Annotated in this window: 17 protein-coding genes and 1 pseudogene; 7 read left to right on the forward strand and 11 right to left on the reverse strand. The window is 63.8% G+C overall.

The window, feature by feature from the left end:
- The coding region (locus EVC45_RS14180) for a nitroreductase family protein (RefSeq protein WP_129958611.1) at positions 1-463 on the reverse strand (463 nt) is incomplete at its 3' end.
- A 374-nt stretch (positions 464-837) separates the two neighbouring features.
- Between EVC45_RS14180 and EVC45_RS14185 the strand changes: the two genes are divergently transcribed.
- Complete coding sequence (locus tag EVC45_RS14185; protein WP_129958612.1) at positions 838-1,527, forward strand: CBS domain-containing protein; 690 nt, start codon at positions 838-840, stop codon at positions 1,525-1,527.
- A 607-nt stretch (positions 1,528-2,134) separates the two neighbouring features.
- Here the strand turns inward: EVC45_RS14185 and EVC45_RS14190 are convergent.
- The 3 genes and pseudogenes from EVC45_RS14190 to EVC45_RS14200 form a co-directional block, all read right to left on the reverse strand.
- A complete protein-coding gene (locus EVC45_RS14190; protein ID WP_129958613.1) occupies positions 2,135-3,637 on the reverse strand; it encodes a PAS domain-containing protein in 1,503 nt (500 codons plus the stop codon).
- Entirely contained in the window at positions 3,634-4,086 is a 453-nt protein-coding gene (locus EVC45_RS14195) for a response regulator (RefSeq protein WP_129958614.1), read from the reverse strand. The genes EVC45_RS14190 and EVC45_RS14195 overlap by 4 nt, the downstream gene beginning before the upstream one ends.
- A 21-nt stretch (positions 4,087-4,107) precedes the next feature.
- Positions 4,108-5,202 (reverse strand): annotated as a pseudogene (locus EVC45_RS14200) (ATP-binding protein); the annotation flags it as partial.
- A gap of 456 nt (positions 5,203-5,658) precedes the next feature.
- Here EVC45_RS14200 and EVC45_RS14205 point away from each other — a divergent pair.
- The 4 genes from EVC45_RS14205 (at position 5,659) to EVC45_RS14220 (ending at position 10,104) form a co-directional block, all read left to right on the forward strand.
- Positions 5,659-5,925, forward strand: coding sequence for a hypothetical protein (locus tag EVC45_RS14205; protein WP_129958616.1), 267 nt, complete (start codon positions 5,659-5,661; stop codon positions 5,923-5,925).
- A 284-nt stretch (positions 5,926-6,209) separates the two neighbouring features.
- On the forward strand, positions 6,210-6,680 hold the full coding sequence (locus tag EVC45_RS14210; RefSeq protein WP_129958617.1) for a hypothetical protein: 471 nt from the start codon (positions 6,210-6,212) through the stop codon (positions 6,678-6,680).
- 20 nt (positions 6,681-6,700) lie between these two features.
- Positions 6,701-9,109 (forward strand): phosphoenolpyruvate synthase, encoded by a 2,409-nt coding sequence (gene ppsA, locus EVC45_RS14215; RefSeq protein ID WP_129958618.1) that lies wholly within the window; start codon positions 6,701-6,703, stop codon positions 9,107-9,109.
- Between the two features lie 38 nt (positions 9,110-9,147).
- Positions 9,148-10,104, forward strand: a complete 957-nt coding sequence (locus EVC45_RS14220; RefSeq protein ID WP_129958619.1) for a 1-phosphofructokinase family hexose kinase — start codon at positions 9,148-9,150, stop codon at positions 10,102-10,104.
- Positions 10,105-10,601: 497 nt separating this feature from the next.
- On the opposite strand, the gene EVC45_RS14225 is transcribed toward EVC45_RS14220, so the two are convergent.
- The 5 genes from EVC45_RS14225 to EVC45_RS14250 form a co-directional block, all read right to left on the reverse strand.
- Positions 10,602-11,108 (reverse strand): lecithin retinol acyltransferase family protein, encoded by a 507-nt coding sequence (locus EVC45_RS14225; protein ID WP_129958620.1) that lies wholly within the window; start codon positions 11,106-11,108, stop codon positions 10,602-10,604.
- A 501-nt stretch (positions 11,109-11,609) separates the two neighbouring features.
- On the reverse strand, positions 11,610-12,212 hold the full coding sequence (locus tag EVC45_RS14230; RefSeq protein WP_129958621.1) for a hypothetical protein: 603 nt from the start codon (positions 12,210-12,212) through the stop codon (positions 11,610-11,612).
- A 380-nt stretch (positions 12,213-12,592) separates the two neighbouring features.
- Entirely contained in the window at positions 12,593-13,207 is a 615-nt protein-coding gene (locus tag EVC45_RS14235) for a 1-acyl-sn-glycerol-3-phosphate acyltransferase (RefSeq protein ID WP_248295129.1), read from the reverse strand.
- A 361-nt stretch (positions 13,208-13,568) separates the two neighbouring features.
- The gene (locus EVC45_RS14245; RefSeq protein WP_129958623.1) at positions 13,569-13,778 is read right to left on the reverse strand and encodes a ChaB family protein; all 210 of its coding nucleotides are present in this window, start codon (positions 13,776-13,778) and stop codon (positions 13,569-13,571) included.
- 27 nt (positions 13,779-13,805) lie between these two features.
- The gene (locus EVC45_RS14250; RefSeq protein WP_129958624.1) at positions 13,806-14,348 is read right to left on the reverse strand and encodes a hypothetical protein; all 543 of its coding nucleotides are present in this window, start codon (positions 14,346-14,348) and stop codon (positions 13,806-13,808) included.
- Positions 14,349-14,589: 241 nt separating this feature from the next.
- On the opposite strand from EVC45_RS14250, the gene EVC45_RS14255 reads away from it, so the two are divergent.
- A complete protein-coding gene (locus tag EVC45_RS14255; protein ID WP_129958625.1) occupies positions 14,590-15,852 on the forward strand; it encodes a sodium:proton antiporter in 1,263 nt (420 codons plus the stop codon).
- A gap of 199 nt (positions 15,853-16,051) precedes the next feature.
- On the opposite strand, the gene adhP is transcribed toward EVC45_RS14255, so the two are convergent.
- Entirely contained in the window at positions 16,052-17,077 is a 1,026-nt protein-coding gene (gene adhP / locus EVC45_RS14265) for an alcohol dehydrogenase AdhP (protein WP_129958626.1), read from the reverse strand.
- Between the two features lie 87 nt (positions 17,078-17,164).
- Positions 17,165-17,761 carry a rhomboid family intramembrane serine protease gene (locus EVC45_RS14270; protein ID WP_129958627.1) on the reverse strand — a complete coding sequence of 199 codons (597 nt, stop codon included), beginning with the start codon at positions 17,759-17,761 and terminating at the stop codon, positions 17,165-17,167.
- A 229-nt stretch (positions 17,762-17,990) separates the two neighbouring features.
- Here EVC45_RS14270 and EVC45_RS14275 point away from each other — a divergent pair, with 229 nt between their 5' ends.
- Entirely contained in the window at positions 17,991-19,826 is a 1,836-nt protein-coding gene (locus EVC45_RS14275; RefSeq protein ID WP_129958628.1) for an alpha/beta hydrolase, read from the forward strand.
- Positions 19,827-19,903 lie beyond the last annotated feature (77 nt).

Consider the following 19,903-nt stretch of genomic DNA (forward strand, 5'->3'; position numbering starts at 1 on the left):
GTTGCTGCAACGGCATGTGCAGCAGACGCGACGTATTGATCACATACACGAGGTCGAGCGGTGCCTCGCCGACGAAGTCCTGATAGCCAGTCAGGTTGCGTGCGTCGCTCGCATGTTTGAGCACGAGCCGGTGCGACGCCGGGTCGTATCGATAGACCCCGTTGGGCAGCACCGCGTAGAGGTCGACTTCGTGGACGGCATGCGCGGACGGCGCCGTGCGTCCACCGGTCGCGGGTCGATTGACACCGCCGGCAGCCCACAGCAGCGCGCCGAGCGTGCCGGGCGAGAGATCGGCCCTGGAGAACTCGCGCGTGCTCGCACGCAACGAAAGCGCTTTCATGAGTGGTGCGCCCGAACTCATGTCGGGCAGCGGCAACTCGATCGACGCGGGGGCTTCCCCGCGCGCGCGTGCCGGCGCTCGACCGGGTGCGGGCTCATAAGTGAGCAGTTGGGTGTCGGACATGGTCGACTCCTTGGATGATGGGGGCGATGCGTTCCCTCGCATGTCGATGCATCGTCTTGAACATACCGGCGCGTGCGCGCCTGCCGTTTGACTTCAGTCAAACACGTGGTGACACGGCTGGCGAGACGGGCGACGCGGCCCAGCTCGCGGGCAACCTCATAGAAGCGGCTGAGCTCGAGCAGACGCGTTGCGGCTTGCAGCGCCTGCTGGATTTGCCGCGCGTCGGTCCCGTCGCGCAGTGCGTGCGTAAGCCAGAGACCAGTCAGGCCGCCGCTCTGACGCGCGCCGCTTGATCTCGATCAACTTCGGCAAGCCAAAGCGAGTGAAACATTGTGCTGTCGTGCCCCAACCCGCCACTCGATACGGAGATCACCATGCAAGCCTCGGACATCATGACGACCCAGGTCATTTCAATCGCACCGGACCGCTCGGTCTTTGACGCGGCAAAGCTGCTCGCCGACAACAGGATCAGCGGCATGCCCGTCGTCGACGCCGCCGGCAGCGTGATTGGCATCGTCAGCGAGGGCGATCTGCTCCGGCGGGTCGAAACCGGCACCGAAACACCACGTCGCTCGTGGCTCGCGGAGTTCCTCGCACCCACGCGTCAGCTCGCGGTCGAGTATCTGAAAGAGCGTTCGATTCAGGTGAGCGACGTGATGAGCGCGCCCGCTGTCACAGTCGAAGAATCCGCGCCGCTCAACGAGGTCGCCGCGTTGCTCGGGCGCAAGCACATCAAACGGCTACCGGTGTTGAACAAGGGCACTCTGGTCGGCATCATCAGCAGGGCCAATCTGGTGCGTGCGCTCGCGAGTTGCGCGCCCGCGCAGCTCGATGCGCAGCCGTCGGACGAGGAGATCCGCGGAGCGATCATGAAGGAACTCGACGGACGTCGCTGGTCGATAGCCGCCGACGGCCTGATCGTCACCGACGGTGTCGCTCATTGCTGGGGAGTGGTGCGCTCCGAGGAAGAGCGTCAGGCGATCCTCGCCGGCGCCGCGCGCGTGCCAGGCGTGAAAGCCGTGCAGGATCATCTGGAGTATCCGGTCGCCTTTTCGCCGATGTGACAGGCGCGGTGCCCGAACCGTCGCGCACCTTATCGCGAGTATTGCGGCGGGACGAGCGCAATGCGCGCGGCGCGGCAAGTAGCGCTGCAGTGCGCCGCGGCCCGTCGGCCGGGAGCGAGCGGGCGTTGCCGCGCAGCTTGGCGGCAGCAGGGTGCCCCGGGAGCTGCAGTCGAGCGTCGCAAAGCAGGCGACCCGGTTCGGAACGGGCGTCGTCGCGCGAAGTGATTCGCTCGACGAATCCGACCAGGTCGAGCGCGCGCATCAGGCGCACAGCATTGAGGCGTCCGGACGTGAGCGGCGGAATCTCCGCGCCGCGGGGCAGCGCCTCGCGAATTTCGATTCGACAGGCGCCGCCCGGATCGCCGAGTGTCATCAGCACGTCATAGAGGCGGGCATGCCGAGAGCCGCCGCGATAGCGAAAGCAGATTTTCGTGGCGTCGTTACAGGTGCCAGCCGACGTGACTTTCGGCTCAAGAACAGGTTGCGCACGATGGCTACTCGCGGTTGGCTGAAGAGCGCGGCACGTCGGAAATCGTGTGCCGGCGATTCCGATTCGAACGCATGCCGCGCGAGGACGTGAGCGGCCGAGGCAGGCACGGTCAACGGGCTAGCGCCTCGGATCCGACGAACTGGCGGGCGTTTGCTCGATGCGCGCCTCGATGGAGTCGAGCGGTAACGAAACCGTGATGGCAAAGCCCCGATCCGGCGCTGTGCTGATCTGCAGGTCGCCGCGCAAGGCCCACGCACGCTCGCGGATTCCCAGCAGGCCGAACGAGTCCGCCGCGGGCCGCTTGTCCTGTTCCCTGCCGCGGCCGTTGTCCGTAACGCGAACGACGCAGTACGGTTCCTTGCGCAGAATTTCGAGCACCACTTCCGTTGCTTGCGCATGCCGGGCGACGTTCGTCAGTGCTTCCTGAACGATCCGGAACACAGCGGTGGCGCCGTCGTCGTTGAAATCGATGCCAGTATCAATGCGACGCGCGACGCGCACGCCATGTCGCTCCGAAAACCGGCTGACGAGCCATTCGAGGGCTGGAATCAGGCCTAGATCGTCGAGCATTGCCGGCCGCAGATCGGTGGCGATGCGCCGTACGGACACGACTAGTTGATCGATGAGCTTGTAGACGTTGGCGAGATCGAGCGCTCCTTCCGGGTTATCGCTCCTCATGACCAGCGTATCGAGCCTCGCGCACCCGATCTTCAGCGCGACGAGCTGCTGGCCGAAATCGTCGTGCAATTCTCGCGCGATCCGGGTCTTTTCCTCCTCGCGCGCCTGCTGGATGCCTGCCGACAGTCGCTGAAGTTCCTCGCGGGAGGCTCGCAAGGCCTCCTCGGCGAGCCTGCGTTCTGTGACATCGATGATCCAGCCCAGCATGCGATAGGGTTTTCCGAACTGATCCCACAATGCCTGCCCGCGCGCATGGACCCAGCAGTACTCGCCGGATTTTGTCCGAATGCGATATTCGACGTCGTAGAGCCGCATCTGATCGAGATGCGCGGCGAGGCATGCGTTGACGTGTTCGATGTCGGCCGGATGAATGGCTGCGAGAACGGCCCCGGAGTCGTCGGGAAATTCACCTGGCTCATAGCCGAGGATTTTCTTGAAATAGGGCGAAAGCCAGATTGCTCCCGATTGCGGATTCCAGTCCCACAGGCCCGCGCTTGCGCCGCGTACGGCAAGCTCAAACCGCTCCTCGCTTTCCTTGAGCGCATGCGCGATGCGATGGCGTTCGATCGCGTAGCGGATCGCGCGGCTCAATTCGAAAGGGTCGAGGTTGCGCTTGACGAGATAATCCTGTGCTCCATCCTGAATCGCCAGAAGGCCGACCGATCTGTCGTCGAGACCGGTGAATACGAGCACGGGCGTCTCGGGGACTCGCTCGCGAAAGGTCCTGAACGTAGAGATTCCCTGTGCATCGGGCAAACCCAGATCGAGAAGAACGATGTCGAAACGGCTTGCCGCGCAGCGGGAAATAGCGTCCCCAAGCAGTTCCGTATGGACGAGGTCGTGCTCGAAATCATCGACGTCGGCAAGCGCCTCCCGGATCAGCAGGGCATCGGTCGGACTATCTTCGACGAGCAGGATCCGCAAGTGCTGAGTCGTGTTCATGCTCTTCCCGGCGGCAACGTCACGACGCTGAACCAGAAGTCGTTGATTCTGCGCAGGACATCGACGAACTTCGTGAAGTCGACCGGCTTGGTGACGTAGCAATTCGCATGCAGTCCATACGTTCTTGCGACGTCCTCCTCCGATTTCGACGTGGTCAGCACGACGACCGGAATGCTCATCAGATCGGGGTCGGCTTTCAGTTCCTCAAGGACTTCCCGGCCGCTCTTCTTTGGCAGATTCAGATCGAGAATGATCAGGCCGGGGCGTGGCGCGTCGCCATGCCGTCCTTTGCGGCGCAGGAAATCCATGGCTTCGGCGCCGTCCTGCGCGACGTGCAAGGGGTTGAGCACTTCATAGTCCTCGAAGGCCTCGCGCGTCATCAACACGTCGGTGGGACTGTCTTCGACCAGAAGGATATGAACGGGATTACCCGTTAGCTGTGACAGCATCGGCGACTCCTCGGGTGGGTATTACGTTCGGGCGTGGCCATCCAGTTTCGCGCTCAGCGTGAAGAAAAAGGTCGATCCGCCGTCCGGCGAAGATTCCACCCAGATGCGGCCGCCATGCTGTTCGACGATACGTTTGCATAGCGCGAGGCCGATTCCCGTGCCAGGGTATTCGACGCGCGAATGCAGGCGCTGGAAAATCATGAAAATGCGTTCGAAGTACTGTGACTCGATACCGATTCCATTGTCCTTGACCGACACGATCCATTGGTCGCCTTCACGACGGGCGCCGATGTCGATCCGCACCGGCTGATCGGCTCGCCGGAATTTGATCGCATTGCCGATGAGGTTCTGGAACAGCATGGCGAGCTGCGTCGGAATGCCGACGACGACGGGAAGTGCTTCGCGGTTGATTTGCGCGCCGGATTCCTGCAGCACGACGCTCAGGCTCTTGAGCGCCTGGTCGAGCGCCGCCGTGCATTCGGTCAGCTGCTGCGCGGCCCCTGATCTGCCGACGCGCGAGTACGCCAGCAGATCCTCGATGAGCTTCTGCATGCGCGTCGCACCATCTACCGCATGCGCGATGAACTCGTCCGCGCGGGCATCGAGTTGCCCTTGATAGCGGCGCTGCAGAAGCTGAAGAGGGCCGGCCACGGCGCGCAAGGGTTCCTGAAGATCGTGCGACGCGACGTAGGCGAATTGCTCGAGATCGTGGTTGGAGCGCGCGAGTTCTTCGGTGCGTCTAATGAGCTCCTGCTCCGCGCGCTTGCGTTCCGTGATATCGACGATCGCGGCGAGCACGAAGACTTCTTCCGCGGTCGTGACCGGATTGAGTCCGATCTCCACGAGGACTTCGGCACCGTCTTTTCTGAGCGCGAAGAGATCGCGGCCGGTGCCCATCGGCCGGCTGCTGAGGTTGCCGTAGAACATGTGGCGATACCCGGGATGCGCCGCACGAAAACGCTCGGGCACGAGCATATCGACGCTATGGCCGACCAGCTCGTCGCGCGGATAGCCGAACAACTTTTCCGCCTGCGCATTGACCAGCACGATCCGGCCGTCCCGGTCGGCCATCACCATCGCGTTGGGGGCCGCTTCGACCACCTGACGGAATAGCTCGTGCGTGGGTTGGCTCAAGTGCTTGTACGGTTCCATTCGATCTCCGTGTGTTCGAAGTGTGCCGCCACGAGCATGCGAAGTTTACTTACTTTATAGCAGCTATTACCGGGCTGAGCGGACCTCAGCCGCAATTTTTACGCCTGCTATGCAACGTTGAATTAACCGCTGTGGTAGTGCCGATAACCCATCGGTAAAGGTGCTCAAAAGCACGGGTTCGTGGCTTCGATCCGGTTGACATGGGTCAATGGCAGCGTCGGTGAGACGTTTAGATTGCCTTACATCGGGACGCACTTTACATATGACTTGCGCTCTGTGCGCGAAATGCGATTCGCTGCTGCGAGCCGCATGAAAATCGGGAGCCCTGCCATGGCCAGGAAGCTTGAACGGCGTGTCGGCCGAGCGCTTGCCGGTTGCGATGCGAGAGGCGACGCCGAGTCGGCGCGTAACGGTAGGACCATGCGCAATCATCATATCAACACCCCCTCGCTCGGCGCATCGCTCGCCGATCCGCCCAGCTTCGAAGTCGTGTTTTACAAGGAAATCCTCGACCATCGCGGCTTCCCGCATCACTGCGAGGTCATGCGGGTCCGCTATGGCGGCGAGGTGGAGGAGGCTGCGATCTCCGGCGCCATTCACCGTTTCGAAGCACTGCAGCGCGTGACGACATGGAAGGTCGCCGCCGACGGCTACGAGGTGGTCAGGAAGCTCACGCGTCGCGGGTAGCCGGCGGATGGACCTCCGCGCTCGAGTGTCTGCGCCCGGTTCGCCATGCCCAAGCCATTGGTGCGGATATCGTCGTGATACCGGGGCCGTCCTGCTCGATTTTCCGAGGCTTTCCCGGGCAGCATCGCGTGGCGCCCGCGCACCGTGCGCGATTGACCCATGTCAATGAGCGATGCGCCGGGCCGCCTACAGTGAGCCTGAACAATGCAGCGATGCGACCTGCAGCTGCATGGCAGAGCTCCCGATTGCCGGAGTTCGATACAACGTCTCAGTGGAGAGATCGTATGAACTGGCTTGCAGAGTACTTTTCGCAGAAAACGGCATCGCTGTGCCTGTCGATGTGGGCGCACCCGCCCCTGATTCTCGGACCGGAAGGGCCGACCGCTCAGCCGGTACACGCTCTTCCTTATCCCGGCGCGACGCTCGTGTTCGCGCCCGGTGAGCGGGTCGAGCGCGGAGGCCTCGAATACGAGCTTCCCGCGCGGTTCGATCTGGCGCGCACGTCCGACACACGGGCGGTCGACCTCGACCGCCCGTTCCAGGCATCGCCGTTCTTCCGCTCGGTGACGATCTTCGCACCGTCGCGCTACAACCGCGATTTTCTGATCACGGTCAACGACGAGTTCGCTTTCGTGCCGGTCTTTTCGGCCGATGGCGCCCCGGGGTTCTCGGGTACGTGCATCGCAAGCGGTGCATCCGCGCCGCAGGGGCACATGCCGTTGCCGTGGACCTTCCAAGGCTATATCAGCATCTAGTCCGGGAAAAGGAGCACGACATGGATCAGGCTCTCGCGCACGTGATCTGGTTCGACGACTTGCGGCGCGAGGACGTCGCACGCGTCGGGGGGAAGAACGCTTCGCTCGGCGAACTGTTGTCGCAACTCGACGGCCGGGGCGTTCGGGTGCCACCCGGATTCGCGACGACAGCGCAGGCCTACTGGCGCTTCATCGACGCCAACGGCCTGCGTGAGCGCATTTCGACGTATCTCGACGACCTCGAAAAGGGGCGCCTCACGCTGGCCGAAGCGGGCGAGGCGATCCGCGCAGCCATCGCGCACGGCGACTGGCCGCCCGAACTCGCGCAGGCCATCTGCGCCGCATATCGGACGCTCGCTGAACGGGGCGGCGGCGCCGATGTCGATGTCGCAGTCCGCTCGAGTGCCACGGCCGAAGATCTTCCCGACGCGAGCTTCGCCGGTCAGCAGGAAACTTTCCTCAACGTGCGCGGCGAACGGGCGCTGCTCGATGCCTGCCGGCGCTGTTACGCGTCGCTATTTACCGACCGGGCCATCGCGTATCGAACGGCGAAGGGCTTCGACCATACGCAGGTTGCGCTGTCGATCGGCGTGCAACGGATGGTGCGCTCGGATGTCGGCGGCGCGGGCGTGATGTTTACGATCGACACGGAAACCGGGTTCGACAAGATCGTGCTGATCAATGCGGCATGGGGCCTTGGCGAGAACGTCGTGCAGGGGGCCGTCGACCCGGACGAGTATGAGGTGTTCAAGCCGTTGCTGGCGGAGCCGGGGTGTTCGCCGATCGTCGGCAAAAAGCGCGGGGAGAAGGCTCGCAAGATGGTCTACGCGAAAAGCGGCCCTCATCCGACGAAGAACGTGCCGACATCCAAGGCCGAACGCGCGGCATTCGTGCTTGACGATGCCGAGATACTGTCGCTGTCACGCTCGGCCTGCGCGATCGAGGCTCACTACGGTCAGCCGATGGACATCGAATGGGCGAAAGACGGCGCGACCGGTGAGATGTTCATCGTGCAGGCGCGTCCTGAAACCGTGCAGTCGCGCCGGGAAGCGAGTTCAGTCAGGAGCTACCGGCTGCGCGAGAAGGGGCGCCGTCTTTTGCGCGGCGTCAGCGTGGGTGAAGCGATTGCGGCCGGTCCAGTCTGCGTGATCGAGCATCCGAGCGACATGCACCGCTTCGTCGACGGCGCGGTTCTCGTGACTTCCACCACCGATCCCGACTGGGTGCCGGTGATGCGCCGCGCAGCCGCGATCATCACGGACCACGGCGGACGCACTTCGCACGCGGCCATCGTGAGCCGCGAGCTGGGGCTGCCCGCGATCGTCGGCACGGGCAACGCCACGCATCTGCTGCACGACGAACAGGAGGTGACTGTGTCGTGCGCCGAAGGCGACGAGGGTTTCGTGTACGAAGGCACGGCCGCGTTCGACGTCGAAGAGATCGATTTCCGTTCGATCCCGCAAACGCGCACGCACGTGATGCTCAATCTGGCGAATCCAGCGGCTGCGTTCCGCTGGTGGCGCTTGCCGGCCGATGGCGTGGGTCTCGTGCGCATGGAGTTCGTCGTGAGCAACGACATCAAGATTCATCCGATGGCGCTCGTGCGATTCAATGAGCTCGCGGACGCGTCCGCGAAGCAGCGCATCGAGGAACTGACGGCGGGGTACGCGGACAAAGCGGAGTATTTCGTGGACCGACTTGCGCGCGGACTTGGACGCATCGCCGCCGTGCAGTACCCGCGGCCTGCGATTATCCGCATGAGCGACTTCAAGACCAACGAATACGCGCATCTGATCGGCGGACAGGCATTCGAGCCGCACGAGGAAAATCCGATGCTGGGGTTCCGCGGCGCTTCGCGGTACTACTCACCGCGCTATCGCGAAGGCTTTGCACTGGAATGCCGGGCGATCCGGCGGCTGCGCGAAGAAATGGGCCTGCGCAACGTCGTGGTGATGATTCCGTTCTGCCGCACGGTTTGCGAAGCCGATCAGGTCTTCGAAGTGATGGCGCAGAATGGCCTGCGGCGCGGGCAAGACGGACTGCAGGTGTACGTGATGTGCGAGATCCCGTCGAACGTGATTCTTGCGCGCCAATTCGCGCAGCGTTTCGACGGCTTTTCGATCGGTAGCAACGATCTCACGCAATTGACGCTCGGCGTCGATCGGGACTCGGCGGAACTGGCGCCACTGTTCGACGAGCAGGACGATGCCGTCGAATGGATGATTCATCGCGTGATCGACGACGCTCATCGTGCAGGCGCGAAGGTGGGTCTGTGCGGTCAGGCGCCGAGCGATCATCCGGAATTCGCGGCGTTTCTCGTCGACTGTGCGATCGATTCGATGTCGGTGAGCCCGGACAGCTTCATCGCCGTCAAGCGTGTAGTGGCCAGCGCGGAAGTTCGCGTGGCGTCGAGCGCGGCGACTGGCTGAACTGCTTGCAGGCGCTCTAGCGCGACCGGAGATGCCACATGGCCGAGATCCTCACTTTGACACTGAACCCAGCGGTCGACGTTGCGACTTCGGTCGATAGAATCGTCGACACGCGCAAGCTACGCTGCAGTACGGCGCGGCGAGACCCTGGCGGCGGTGGGATCAACGTCGCGCGCGTGGTGCATCGGCTAGGTGCCGACTGCGAGGCGCTCTATATGGCGGGCGGCGTGCCCGGCCTGACCCTGAGCGCGATGATCGAAGCGGAAGGGTTGCACGCCACCCGTATCGGCATCGCCGGCGAGACCCGTGAAAACTTCTCCGTTCGGGAGACCTCGTCTGGCCGCGAGTTCCGCTTCGTGTTGCCGGGGCCCCTGCTCGCCGAGACGGAATGGCAGGCATGCCTGCGGCACATCGGCGGCCTCGCCGTCGCGCCGCGCTATCTCGTGCTGAGCGGCAGCGTGCCGCCGGGTGTGCCTGACGACATCTACGCTCGCGTCGCAACGATTGTCCGGCAACACGACACCCGCGTCGTGCTCGATACCTCCGGCGCGCCGCTTGCCGCGGCGCTCGCGGCTGGAGTTTTTCTGGTCAAGCCGAGTCTCTCGGAGCTTTGCACATTGGCAGGCCACGAGCTCGACGACGACGCGCAGCGTCTCGACGCGGCACGCAAGATCGTGCGTGACGGCGGCGCGGCGATCGTCGCACTGACGCTCGGCGACCAGGGGGCGCTCGTCGTCACCGCCGATCGCGCGCTGCGCGTGCCTGGATTCGCCGTACCGGTGTCTAGTTCGATCGGCGCGGGAGACAGCTTCCTGGCGGCAATGGTTTGGTCACTCAATCGCGGCATGAAGTTTGACGAAACCTTGCGCTATGCGGTGGCGGCCGCTTCGGCGTCGTTGCTCACAGAGGGCACCCGCCTGTGCGACCGGGAGCAGATCGAGCGGATTCATCGCGAGCTCGAACTCGCGGGGGCCGATATCGTCTCTGTGGCTTGAGCAACGGCAGGAATCCGCATACTCGTTGCTGGAGCCGTCGGGCGCTGTAAGGCGACGTTTCGACTCTGATCGAATGGCTGCTTTTCGTCGGGCTGGCGATCTTCGTCGGACGGTATCGTGCGCAGCGCCTGATAGAAGCTGAATGCCATGTTCCAGGCCTGGCTCGTGAAAATAGCGAAAAGCGCGGCAAATCAGGCGCGACAGATGCAGCCATCGGCCGAGCACCGCGACACGCGGATCGTGGTTTCATCGACGCAGCGCCATCAGCGACGGCGGAACCAGCGGACGGCCGGGGTTCATCGGAACCTTCTGATGGAGGACGGGGCGGCAGCGCCATGCGTGTCGATCGCGTCCCTGCAGAGGGGATTTTCCGCGCGGACTATGGTCTGGACTTGATGCAGGTCAGTCCCGCAGTCGCTGGGTGCTTCGGATGGCCACGCACTTTGGAGCGGGAGCAGCGCGTGCGTTGCGGTGCTGGCGATTTGAGGCGTCCGGGTTTAGTAGTTCAACGCTGCAATTAGGCAGTCGGATGTCCTGAGCAATGAAGCAGACCTCCAGTCACGGACCAGCTTGCAAACCAACAATGTGATGAGTACCGTCACGGCGCGGGCAGGATTGCGAATGCAGGCCTGCACCTGCGCGCTTTTTCCATTCCCGCATACGCACCACTGGCACAGATGCTCACAGTTGTTGGTGAGCAGCCTGTAGTTGCGCTCGCCGAGGCGCGACGCCGCGCGGTGCGCTACTTCGGCTCCCGTGTAGGGCGAGTCCGGGTGCCGAACGATCTCGATCCCGAAGCCTGCCGAAAAATGCTCGAGCGGGATCGCTTCGATGGGACCGCCGCAGCATCCACGTGAAAGGCCCGCGTAATGAATCACCCGGCCACGCCCAACATAAATGCCGTGATGCGTATAACCGTGGCGCTTCGAGGCGAGGTGGGCTCCGAGCGGCAAGTCGCGCATGGACGCGAGGTTCATGCATTGCGCTTCCTGATGCTGGTTCATGTCTCGCTCCCGAACATTGCCGCGGCAGTGGGCTTCATCGGATCGGCCTGCTGAATGTCGCCTTTGCCCGCTGAGTGCCCGAAGACGTGTGCTCCTGTCACGCTTTAAGAATGGGCTTTGGATGGCTCGGCAACAATCGGTCCTCGCTGGAATGCCCGTCCGATCTGCGGTCGCAAGTGTCGGAATTGTCCGACCCGTGCCGGGTGAAATGCTGATGTCGAAGCGGGTAACGACGGGATTTCGAATTCGGCGGGCACTGCCCGTGTGCCGAACGTCGGGATGGGTGCGGACTGGACCGCACGGCGCCCGCTGGATCGATGGACCGGCGCGAGCAGTTCCACTAGCGGAGCGCTGTCGGCCGAGGCTGAGCGCCGCAGTCGGCCTAACGGCGACGGTTGCCCAGCAGGCGAAGTAGCATCAGGAAAACGTTGAGAACAGCCGGTCGTTACCGACGAATCTGAGTGCCATGATCGTTCCTCCCGCTGGAATCGCGAGACGGGCTCAGCGCACCGGCGCGCCGTGTCGTGTGATCTGAACCGCGGTCGCCTCGACGTAGTCGACCCGCACGCTGTCGCCTGCTTCGAGCCCGTCGAGCAGTCCGTCTGACGACGCCTGCAGCACCACGGTGCGTGTCGGCCCGCGCAACGTCAGCTGACGTTTGCCGCGATCGATCTGCACGACGGTGACCACTGCCTCGACCCGGTGCATGGTGAGGGACTCGCCGAGCGATGCGCCAGTCGTGAATCCTTTGTCGACGCGCTCGCGAATGCCGCTCGAGTTGGACTTGTCGGCCCGCAGCAATAGCGCGCGGTTGAATGTGACGGCGACGGTGTCGCCCAGCCGCAGTTTGCCGACGTCGCCGATACTCGGGTCGACCACCACGTCCACGGGTTCGCCGTTGTCTTCGAGCAGCGTCATGCTGTTTCGTCCGCGATCGATGGCGAAGACGACCGCGTTCGCATGCGCGACGCTGGTGCCCGAGAAGCGCTTGTCGGGGGGCGCCTGCGTCGTCGCTTCTTCGCCCATCGCCGCGAGCATCGCCGCCGCGCTCAATACGAGCCCCGCTATGGCGGCCGGTAGTCCAAATTGGCATCTGCTTTTCATCGTGTCCCCACCGATCCATTTGACTTAAATGAGGGTGTTTGTGCCGCCACATGCGGTGGCGGCGACCGCGCAATACGTCTGTTCACATGGGCAAGCAACTGCGGCGCGTATGCGAGTTCGGCCAACCTTGCGCGAACGCGAGGATGAACGCACACGAGCGACAAGACAACGAAGGACCCCGGAAGCGCGAGAAATCCAATCAACAAGATCCGTTTGAGCATGCTGAGCCTCGACTGCGATTCATGTACGTTTCAGCGTAGGGCCTCGCGCACCGGCGGGTTTGATGCACGTCAACGGGGACACGTATCTCGCCCGAACCCGTGCTGGGTGAATCACCGTGCACAAGTGACGACGCATTGCGCTGTGTTGGCGCGCTTGGTCTATGTCTCATTGGTGATTGCGGAGGCGGCCAGGCGCGATTTCACGGGTGAGAACAGGTGGCCGGCCGCATCCGGCTCGCCGCAGTGCTCGAGGATGGAGGCGCGCACCCGCTCGCGCAATCGCGCGGTCGCGGCAAAGTCGGTTCCATCGGGCACGACAGGCGGCAGAACCGAAAGCGTCATGGAGCCGCGCCGGGGGACCCATTCGCCATCGGGCAATGCGGCACGCGCACCGCGCAGCGCAACCGGAACGACGCGCTGTCCCGTCACGCATGCGCAGCGGAAGGCACCAAGATGAAACGCGCGCAGACCAGCCTCGCGCACGAAGGTGCCCTCGGGGAAAAACAGCAGACGTTCTCCGGCTTTCGCGAATTCGATCAAGCGCGCTTCGTCGGCGAGGCTCCCCGCGTAGACTCCGCGCTCGACGAAGCGCGCGCCGATTGCCCGCAACAACGGACCGGCGAATGGCCGGCGCGCCAGTTCCCGCTTCGATACGAAGGCAACCGGCGCAGGCAGAAACGCGGTGAGCGCCACGACGTCGAGATAACCGGTGTGATTGGACACGATCACCGTATGCGGCTCGCGCAAGGCGGTGAGGTCACCTTCGAGTTCCACGCGCAATCCCGCCGCGCGCAGGAACAGTCGGCTGGCCCGCGCGAGGATGCGCCAGTTACGCGCTTGATCGCGTCGAAACGCGATACAGGCGAAGACGCCGACACCAAGCGCGGCCGGGATGTACGCGGAAGTGATACGACAGAGCGATCAGCAACCCGCGGCTTTGCGCGATTCACTCGATGCAGCGTGCGAGCACGCGGACGTCGCCGGGCAATTCCGGTGCGGCGACGCTAGCGTGACTGAAGCCAGTCTAGGCAGATAGGGGAGCGCAGCGTTGACGCAAGTCAATGGGATTCGGGGCTCGGCGAGTTTCACGGCACCAAGGGATTTACCAGCAGAAGGGATGCCGCGATCGTGCGTATCAGCGCCGCTCAATCCACTCGCTGCCGTCCTTGACGTAACACCGCTTGACCGCCGCCCATGCCACGCGATGCGCGATTTCTTCGTGACGCGCATCGGCTGCGTATTCCTCGTACGCGGAGTTAAATGCAGCCCGATAGATCTCCTGCGCGCGCTGCGGCAGATGATGCCGAACCGATGCGGGCAGATCGGCATTGCTGAAATAGGGCACTTCGTTCTCCGGTCGAGGAGTCGTCGTTCAGGCACGATCCAGGTTTGAGAGAGACGAACCGGATGTTTCAGATCTGTCGACGACCACCTCCGGCATCACTCGTGATGTTCGTGAGCGAGCCGGATGACGCTCTTCCACAGCCGCGACTCCGGCCGGACCGACCGCACCTTCCGGTGCAAGCACAGGCAACGCGGCAGCGGGGGCCGCACCAACTCCGTCGGCCAGATCGCGACACGCGTTGACAGCGTCCGAGACGTTCTTGAAGTAGCGCATCGCGCTGGATACGCACTCGGGCAGCATGAGGCTGGCAGTCGACATGCATTCGAGCGGATTGCGTGTGAGCGCGCAACGCGCCCATGTTTCCTGTGTCAGCGCCAACCAGTCGACGCAGGCTTGCGTCTGCGCGTCGGCGAAGGTCTTCCAGATTTCCGGCAAATTGCGTGTAGAGGACTGAGTCAACATGAATGCCTCCCGTGGGCGTGGTCGCGAGAGCGCCACCAGGCTGCCGGCATCCGGCTGTGCCCGGCAAGCCGGGCTCACGCGCCGCTGCGGGTCACCGTTGGAATGCAATAGCGTGACGCTCCAATAGGAGGATGAACGACTGCGAGGCGCGAGCATTGACGTGTGTCAATGAGGGAGCAGCGGGGTACGGATGTCGCGGGAAGCGAGTCACTCACCAGGTTTGACCTGGATCAATCCGCATCTCCCCGTCCGGCAGTCTGATATGCGAATGGCTCTTTAGCAGAGAGGATGGCCGGCGCCAGCCGCGTTACGCGCGAACGGTCTCACACCGCGGCAAAGGAGAAGGCTGATGGTCATCGTTGCCGCTTTCATCTCGATGGTATTTTTCTACAGCCTGATTTCCCGGCGACTGGAGCGAACGGTCCTGACGGCACCGATCCTCTTTACGGCGTTCGGTGCGCTCATGGCTTTTTCACACGGAGCGCTGGACGAACTCGCCCTTGACCGCAAAGACCTGCTGCAGGTGGCCGAGCTGGGACTTGTGATGACGCTCTTCACCGATGCTTCGAGAGTCCGTCCGAGCATGCTGAAGGGCGAGACCAATCTGCCGATACGCCTGCTGAGCACGGGCATGCTGCTCACCATCATGCTCGGGGTGCTGTGTGCGATGGTCGTTTTCAGAACGCTGACCTGGTGGGAGGCGGGTATCATCGCCGCGATTCTCGCTCCGACTGATGCGGGGCTCGGGCAGGTCATCGTCAATAGCCCGCACGTGCCACATCGAATCCGTCAGGCGTTGAATGTGGAGGCCGGATTGAATGACGGACTCTCGGTGCCCTTCCTGATGTTCTTTGTCGCGTTGGCGGAGGCCCGGGAAACGAGTCGGGGCGGCACAGTCCTGACCCGGTTTCTGATCGAGCAGCTCGGCTACGGCGCGCTGGTGGGACTCGCCATCGGACTGCTGGGCGGCTGGCTGCTGGGTCTTGCTCTCCGAAAGCAGTGGATGGCCGAACCCGTCGTGCAGCTGGGCGTCGTGGCGCTGCCGCTTGCTTGCGTGGTGGCCTCGGAGGCTACAGCAGCAAGTATGTTTATCGCCGCGTTCGTGGCCGGGCTGGCGACACAGGTCGGCTTCCGCGAGGTCGGCAAGCATAGCGTGGAGTTCGCCGAAGACTGGGGGCAACTCTTTAACTATTTCGTGTTCTTCCTGTTCGGGTTGCTGGTGACGCGTGTCTGGTCACAGTTCAGTTTTGCCGTCGTGACCTATAGCGTACTGAGCCTGACACTGATTCGCATCGTGCCGGTGGCGATAGCGCTGCTGGGCACGCGCCTGAGCTGGCCGACCGTGCTGTTCATGGGATGGTTCGGCCCGAGAGGCCTCGCCTCGATCGTTCTCGGGCTTGTCTATCTCGAGGGGGAAACCGATCTGCCCGGAGAGCCCACCATCAAGCTCGTGGTGATGGCGACGGTGCTGCTCAGCATCTTCGCTCACGGACTCACCGCGCTTCCTGCGACCGTCAGGTACGCCAAATCAATCGCCACGCTGGGGCATCGTGCGCCAGAGTATCAGGACGAGGTAATGGGCGCCGATCGGGCGACTGCCGAGGGGCTCTGACTCACAGCGAGGTCGTGCATCGAACACATCGCTCAGGGTGGCTGCTTGCTGCGGTCCTCGGCGCCAATGACGGACTGCTCTCGATGTTCAGCCTCATGATTGGCGTGGCGGCAGCGCACTCGCATCCACAAGGCTGGCGATGCGAGCAACGTCCGTTGGTCCGTTGGGGAGGCAACGGACGATTCGCCTGGCACACACGCTATTCCATCGTCAGCACGATGCGTCCGTTCACCGTGCCTTCCCGCAGCGAACCGAGCACGGCATTGATGTTTTCCAGTCGGTCACGGTGGATGTGCGCGCGCACGCTGCCTTCGGCCGCGAAGTCGAGCGATTCCTGCAGATCGCGCCGTGTCCCGACGATCGAGCCGCGCACGGTAATGCCGTTGAGGACGGTCGAAAAGATCGGCAACGGGAAATCGCCGGGAGGCAACCCGTTCAACGACACCGTGCCGCCACGGCGCAGCATGCCGAGCGCCTGTGCGAACGCGCTGCGCGAGACCGCGGTCACGAGCACGCCGTGGGCACCGCCGATTTCCTTCTGGATCACGGCCGCCGGATCCTGGGTTTTCGCATTGATCGCGAGCTTCGCGCCGAGCTTTCGCGCGAGTTCGAGTTTGTCGTCGGCGACATCGACCGCGACGACGTGCAGGCCCATCGCAATCGCGTACTGCACCGCGACGTGACCGAGGCCACCGATACCCGAGATCGCGAGCCACTGGCCGGGGCGCGTGTCGGTCATGCGGATGCCCTTGTAGACCGTCACGCCCGCGCAGAGGATCGGCGCGATTTCATCGAACGCAACGTTGTCGGGCAGGTGGCCGACGTAGTTCGGGTCGGCCAGCACGTACTCCGCGTATCCGCCGTTGACCGAATAGCCGGTGTTCTGTTGCTCGTGACACAGCGTTTCCCAGCCGCTCAGGCAGTGCTCGCAGTGGCCGCATGCGGTGTAGAGCCACGGCACGCCGACGCGGTCGCCTTCCTTGACCGCCGTCACGTCCCTGCCGATCGCGGCGACATAGCCGACGCCCTCGTGTCCGGGGATGAACGGCAGGCTCGGCTTGACCGGCCAGTCGCCGTCGGCGGCGTGCAGGTCGGTATGGCAAACGCCTGAAGCCTTGATGTTGACGAGAATCTGTCCGGGACCCACCTCCGGGACAGGCACTTCTTCGATGCGCAGCGGCGCGCCGAACTGGTGGACGACGGCGGCTTTCATGTAACGGGTCATGTGACGCTCCTCGAAATAGCCCGTCCAGTATTCCTTCGCGGGGAGACGCCGAAGTTGACTCACGTCAAGCGCAGCGGGTCATCGCGCTTAGTTAATCGCGTCGCCGCGCGGCTTGCGCGACCAGCAGCCGATCAGCGCGAGCGCGCCGGCCATGCCGCCGAGATGCGCGAAGTGCGCGATGCCCGGCGCCTCGCCCGAGACGCCCAGGCCCAGTTCGACCAGTGCGTAACCGGTGGCGAACAGCCACGCGGGCATCGGAATCGGCGGGAATAGCAGGACCACGCGCCGCTGCGGAAACAGCAGCGCGTAGGCAACGAGCAGCCCGAATATGCCGGCCGACGCGCCGATGGTCGGATACGCGTCGCCACCGAGCGCAAGCGCGGTCAGTAGCTGAACGACCGCGCCGCACACGACGCTCGCTGCATAGAGCCGCAACAGCCTTGCGGCGCCGAGCACGCGTTCCACTTCGCGGCCGAACATGAAAAGCCCCAGCATGTTGAACGCGAGATGCGTCAGGCTCGCGTGCAGCGCGCTGTAAGTCAGCAGTTGCCAGATGTGGAACGCGGGAGCATAGGCGTTCGCCGAATGAAGCGGCCACAGCGCGAAGCGGTCAATCATCGAGGCCGGACCCAGCGCCTCGAGTACGAACACCAGCGCATTCAATGCGATCAACAGGAGCGTCATGCTTAGGCGACCTTGCAGGAAAGGAGCAAATCAGCGGAGAGGTTTCAGATCAGGGTACGACGGCGAACTCGCGCACCGTTGATCTGCGTCAGACTCCTTACCCGGCGGCGCGACGAATCTGTGTCGTGACGGCATGAGCCGGCGGGGCGCAAAGCGTTGATGCAAATCAATAGACAAACGTGCTGCACGCGTAACGTGGGCACGGTCACCAGCCCGACGCGACCGCACGATGACTGCCAAGCTCTCCCTCGCTACAGCCACGCCGACCACCCGGGCCGCCAGGCTCGCGACGCATCCGTTCCCGGCGCGCGATCGACAGGCACCCGACACGTCGGCCGACCCTCGGGCGCGATTCGCGTTTTCGTGCGACGAACTCGACCGCGCGGCGCACGCTGGCGTGGCCGCGTTGACAGGAGGTTTGTCGCCATCTTCGGCAGTGCTCGCGATGGCGGACTGGTCCCTGCATATCGCGATTGCACCCGGCAGGCTCATGGAACTGGTATCGCAGATGTCGCTCGCGGCCCTTGATCAGGCCCTGCAGGCGCTGCGCGTGAAAATTGGGCACCGGAAAGCGCAGACCCGCTCCGACGATCCCCGCTTTGCCGGCGACGGCTGGTCGATGTGGCCTTTCCATGTGTACCGCGACAGCTTCCTGCAAATGCAACACTGGTGGGAGTCCGCGACGACCGCGATACCGGGCGTCGAGCGCCATCACGAAGAACTGGTGCGATTTCTGGCACGCCAGTGGCTCGATGCGTGCTCGCCGAGCAACTTTGCCGCGACCAATCCGGTAGTGCAGCGGGCGGCGTGGGCGAGCAGCGGCATGAACTTCGTGGCCGGCGCGCTGCACTGGCTGGCCGATCTGCACGATCTGTCGCGCGGCGCCGCGACGGCAGGGACCGGCGTGTCCGCGTGGCAGCCGGGCAGGGACGTGGCCGTCACCCGAGGCAAGGTGGTCTGGCGCGGGGAACTGTGCGAATTGCTGCAATACGCGCCCACGACGCGGGCCGTCACAAAAGAGCCGGTGCTGATCGTGCCGTCATGGATCATGAAGTACTACATCCTCGATCTTCAGCCGCACGATTCGCTGATTCGCTATCTGGTCGATGCGGGCCATACGGTCTATACGATCTCGTGGCGCAATCCGGACGAATCGTTCCGCGACTTCCGGCTCGAAGACTATCTGCATGACGGTCTGTTCGCGGCGCTCGCGCAGGTTCGCGCGCGCGAAGCCGATGACGTGCCGCGGCGCGTGCACATGGTCGGCTATTGCCTCGGCGGCACATTGCTCGCGATTGCCGCGGCCGCGCTGTTTCGCGACGGCAGGGGCGCGGAATTGAAGACGGTGACGCTGCTCGCCGCGCAGACCGATTTTACCGAGCCGGGCGAGCTGGGACTTTTCGTCGACGCGAGCGAACTCGCCGCGCTTGACGCATTGATGTGGCGCCAGGGCTATCTCGACGGTGCGCAGATGTCGGCGGCGTTTCAACTGCTGAACGCGCGCGATCTGATCTGGTCGCGCATGATGAGCGAATATCTGCTCGGCCGCCGTTCGAAACCCAACGATCTGATGGCGTGGAATGCCGACACGACGCGTATGCCGTACCGCATGCACAGCGAGTACTTGAGCTCGCTGTTCCTCAACAACGATCTGGCCGAGGGGCGCTATTGCCTGGACGGCGGCCCAGTCGCGCTGTCGGATATCGAGGCGCCGATGTTTGTCGTCGGCACCGAGCGTGATCACGTGTCGCCGTGGCGATCAGTCTACAAGGTGCATCTGCTCACGCACAACGAGCTGACCTTCCTGCTCACCGCGGGCGGGCATAACGCCGGCATCGTGTCCGAGCCGGGTCACGCCGGGCGGTATTACCGCTGTGCCACGCGCGCGCCCGACGAGCCGTATCGCAGCCGGCATGACTTCGCGAGCCAGTGCGAACCCGTCGACGGCTCGTGGTGGCCGCGCTGGAGCCAGTGGCTGCGTGAGCACTCGGATGGCGAGGTGGCCGCGCGCGAAATTATCGATGGGCTCGACGATGCACCCGGAACCTACGTATTCGAACGCTGATCGCAGCGGCGGCGACACTGACGTGCTCGCCGGCGCGCAAGTTCCGCACGACGCAACTCCCGGACCTGCGAGAGCGT

It is taken from the genome of Paraburkholderia sp. UYCP14C, from assembly GCF_004197395.1.
In the GTDB taxonomy this organism is placed as follows: Bacteria; Pseudomonadota; Gammaproteobacteria; order Burkholderiales; family Burkholderiaceae; genus Paraburkholderia.

Excerpts from the sequence above, each read along its gene's own strand:
- EVC45_RS14185 (WP_129958612.1), top strand. The coding sequence starts at position 838 with ATGCAAGCCTCGGACATCATGACGACCCAGGTCATTTCAATCGCACCG.
- EVC45_RS14190 (WP_129958613.1), bottom strand. The coding sequence starts at position 3,637 with ATGAACACGACTCAGCACTTGCGGATCCTGCTCGTCGAAGATAGTCCG.
- EVC45_RS14195 (WP_129958614.1), bottom strand. The coding sequence starts at position 4,086 with ATGCTGTCACAGCTAACGGGTAATCCCGTTCATATCCTTCTGGTCGAA.
- EVC45_RS14205 (WP_129958616.1), top strand. The coding sequence starts at position 5,659 with ATGCGCAATCATCATATCAACACCCCCTCGCTCGGCGCATCGCTCGCC.
- EVC45_RS14210 (WP_129958617.1), top strand. The coding sequence starts at position 6,210 with ATGAACTGGCTTGCAGAGTACTTTTCGCAGAAAACGGCATCGCTGTGC.
- ppsA (WP_129958618.1), top strand. The coding sequence starts at position 6,701 with ATGGATCAGGCTCTCGCGCACGTGATCTGGTTCGACGACTTGCGGCGC.
- EVC45_RS14220 (WP_129958619.1), top strand. The coding sequence starts at position 9,148 with ATGGCCGAGATCCTCACTTTGACACTGAACCCAGCGGTCGACGTTGCG.
- EVC45_RS14225 (WP_129958620.1), bottom strand. The coding sequence starts at position 11,108 with ATGAACCAGCATCAGGAAGCGCAATGCATGAACCTCGCGTCCATGCGC.
- EVC45_RS14230 (WP_129958621.1), bottom strand. The coding sequence starts at position 12,212 with ATGAAAAGCAGATGCCAATTTGGACTACCGGCCGCCATAGCGGGGCTC.
- EVC45_RS14255 (WP_129958625.1), top strand. The coding sequence starts at position 14,590 with ATGGTCATCGTTGCCGCTTTCATCTCGATGGTATTTTTCTACAGCCTG.
- adhP (WP_129958626.1), bottom strand. The coding sequence starts at position 17,077 with ATGACCCGTTACATGAAAGCCGCCGTCGTCCACCAGTTCGGCGCGCCG.
- EVC45_RS14270 (WP_129958627.1), bottom strand. The coding sequence starts at position 17,761 with ATGACGCTCCTGTTGATCGCATTGAATGCGCTGGTGTTCGTACTCGAG.
- EVC45_RS14275 (WP_129958628.1), top strand. The coding sequence starts at position 17,991 with ATGACTGCCAAGCTCTCCCTCGCTACAGCCACGCCGACCACCCGGGCC.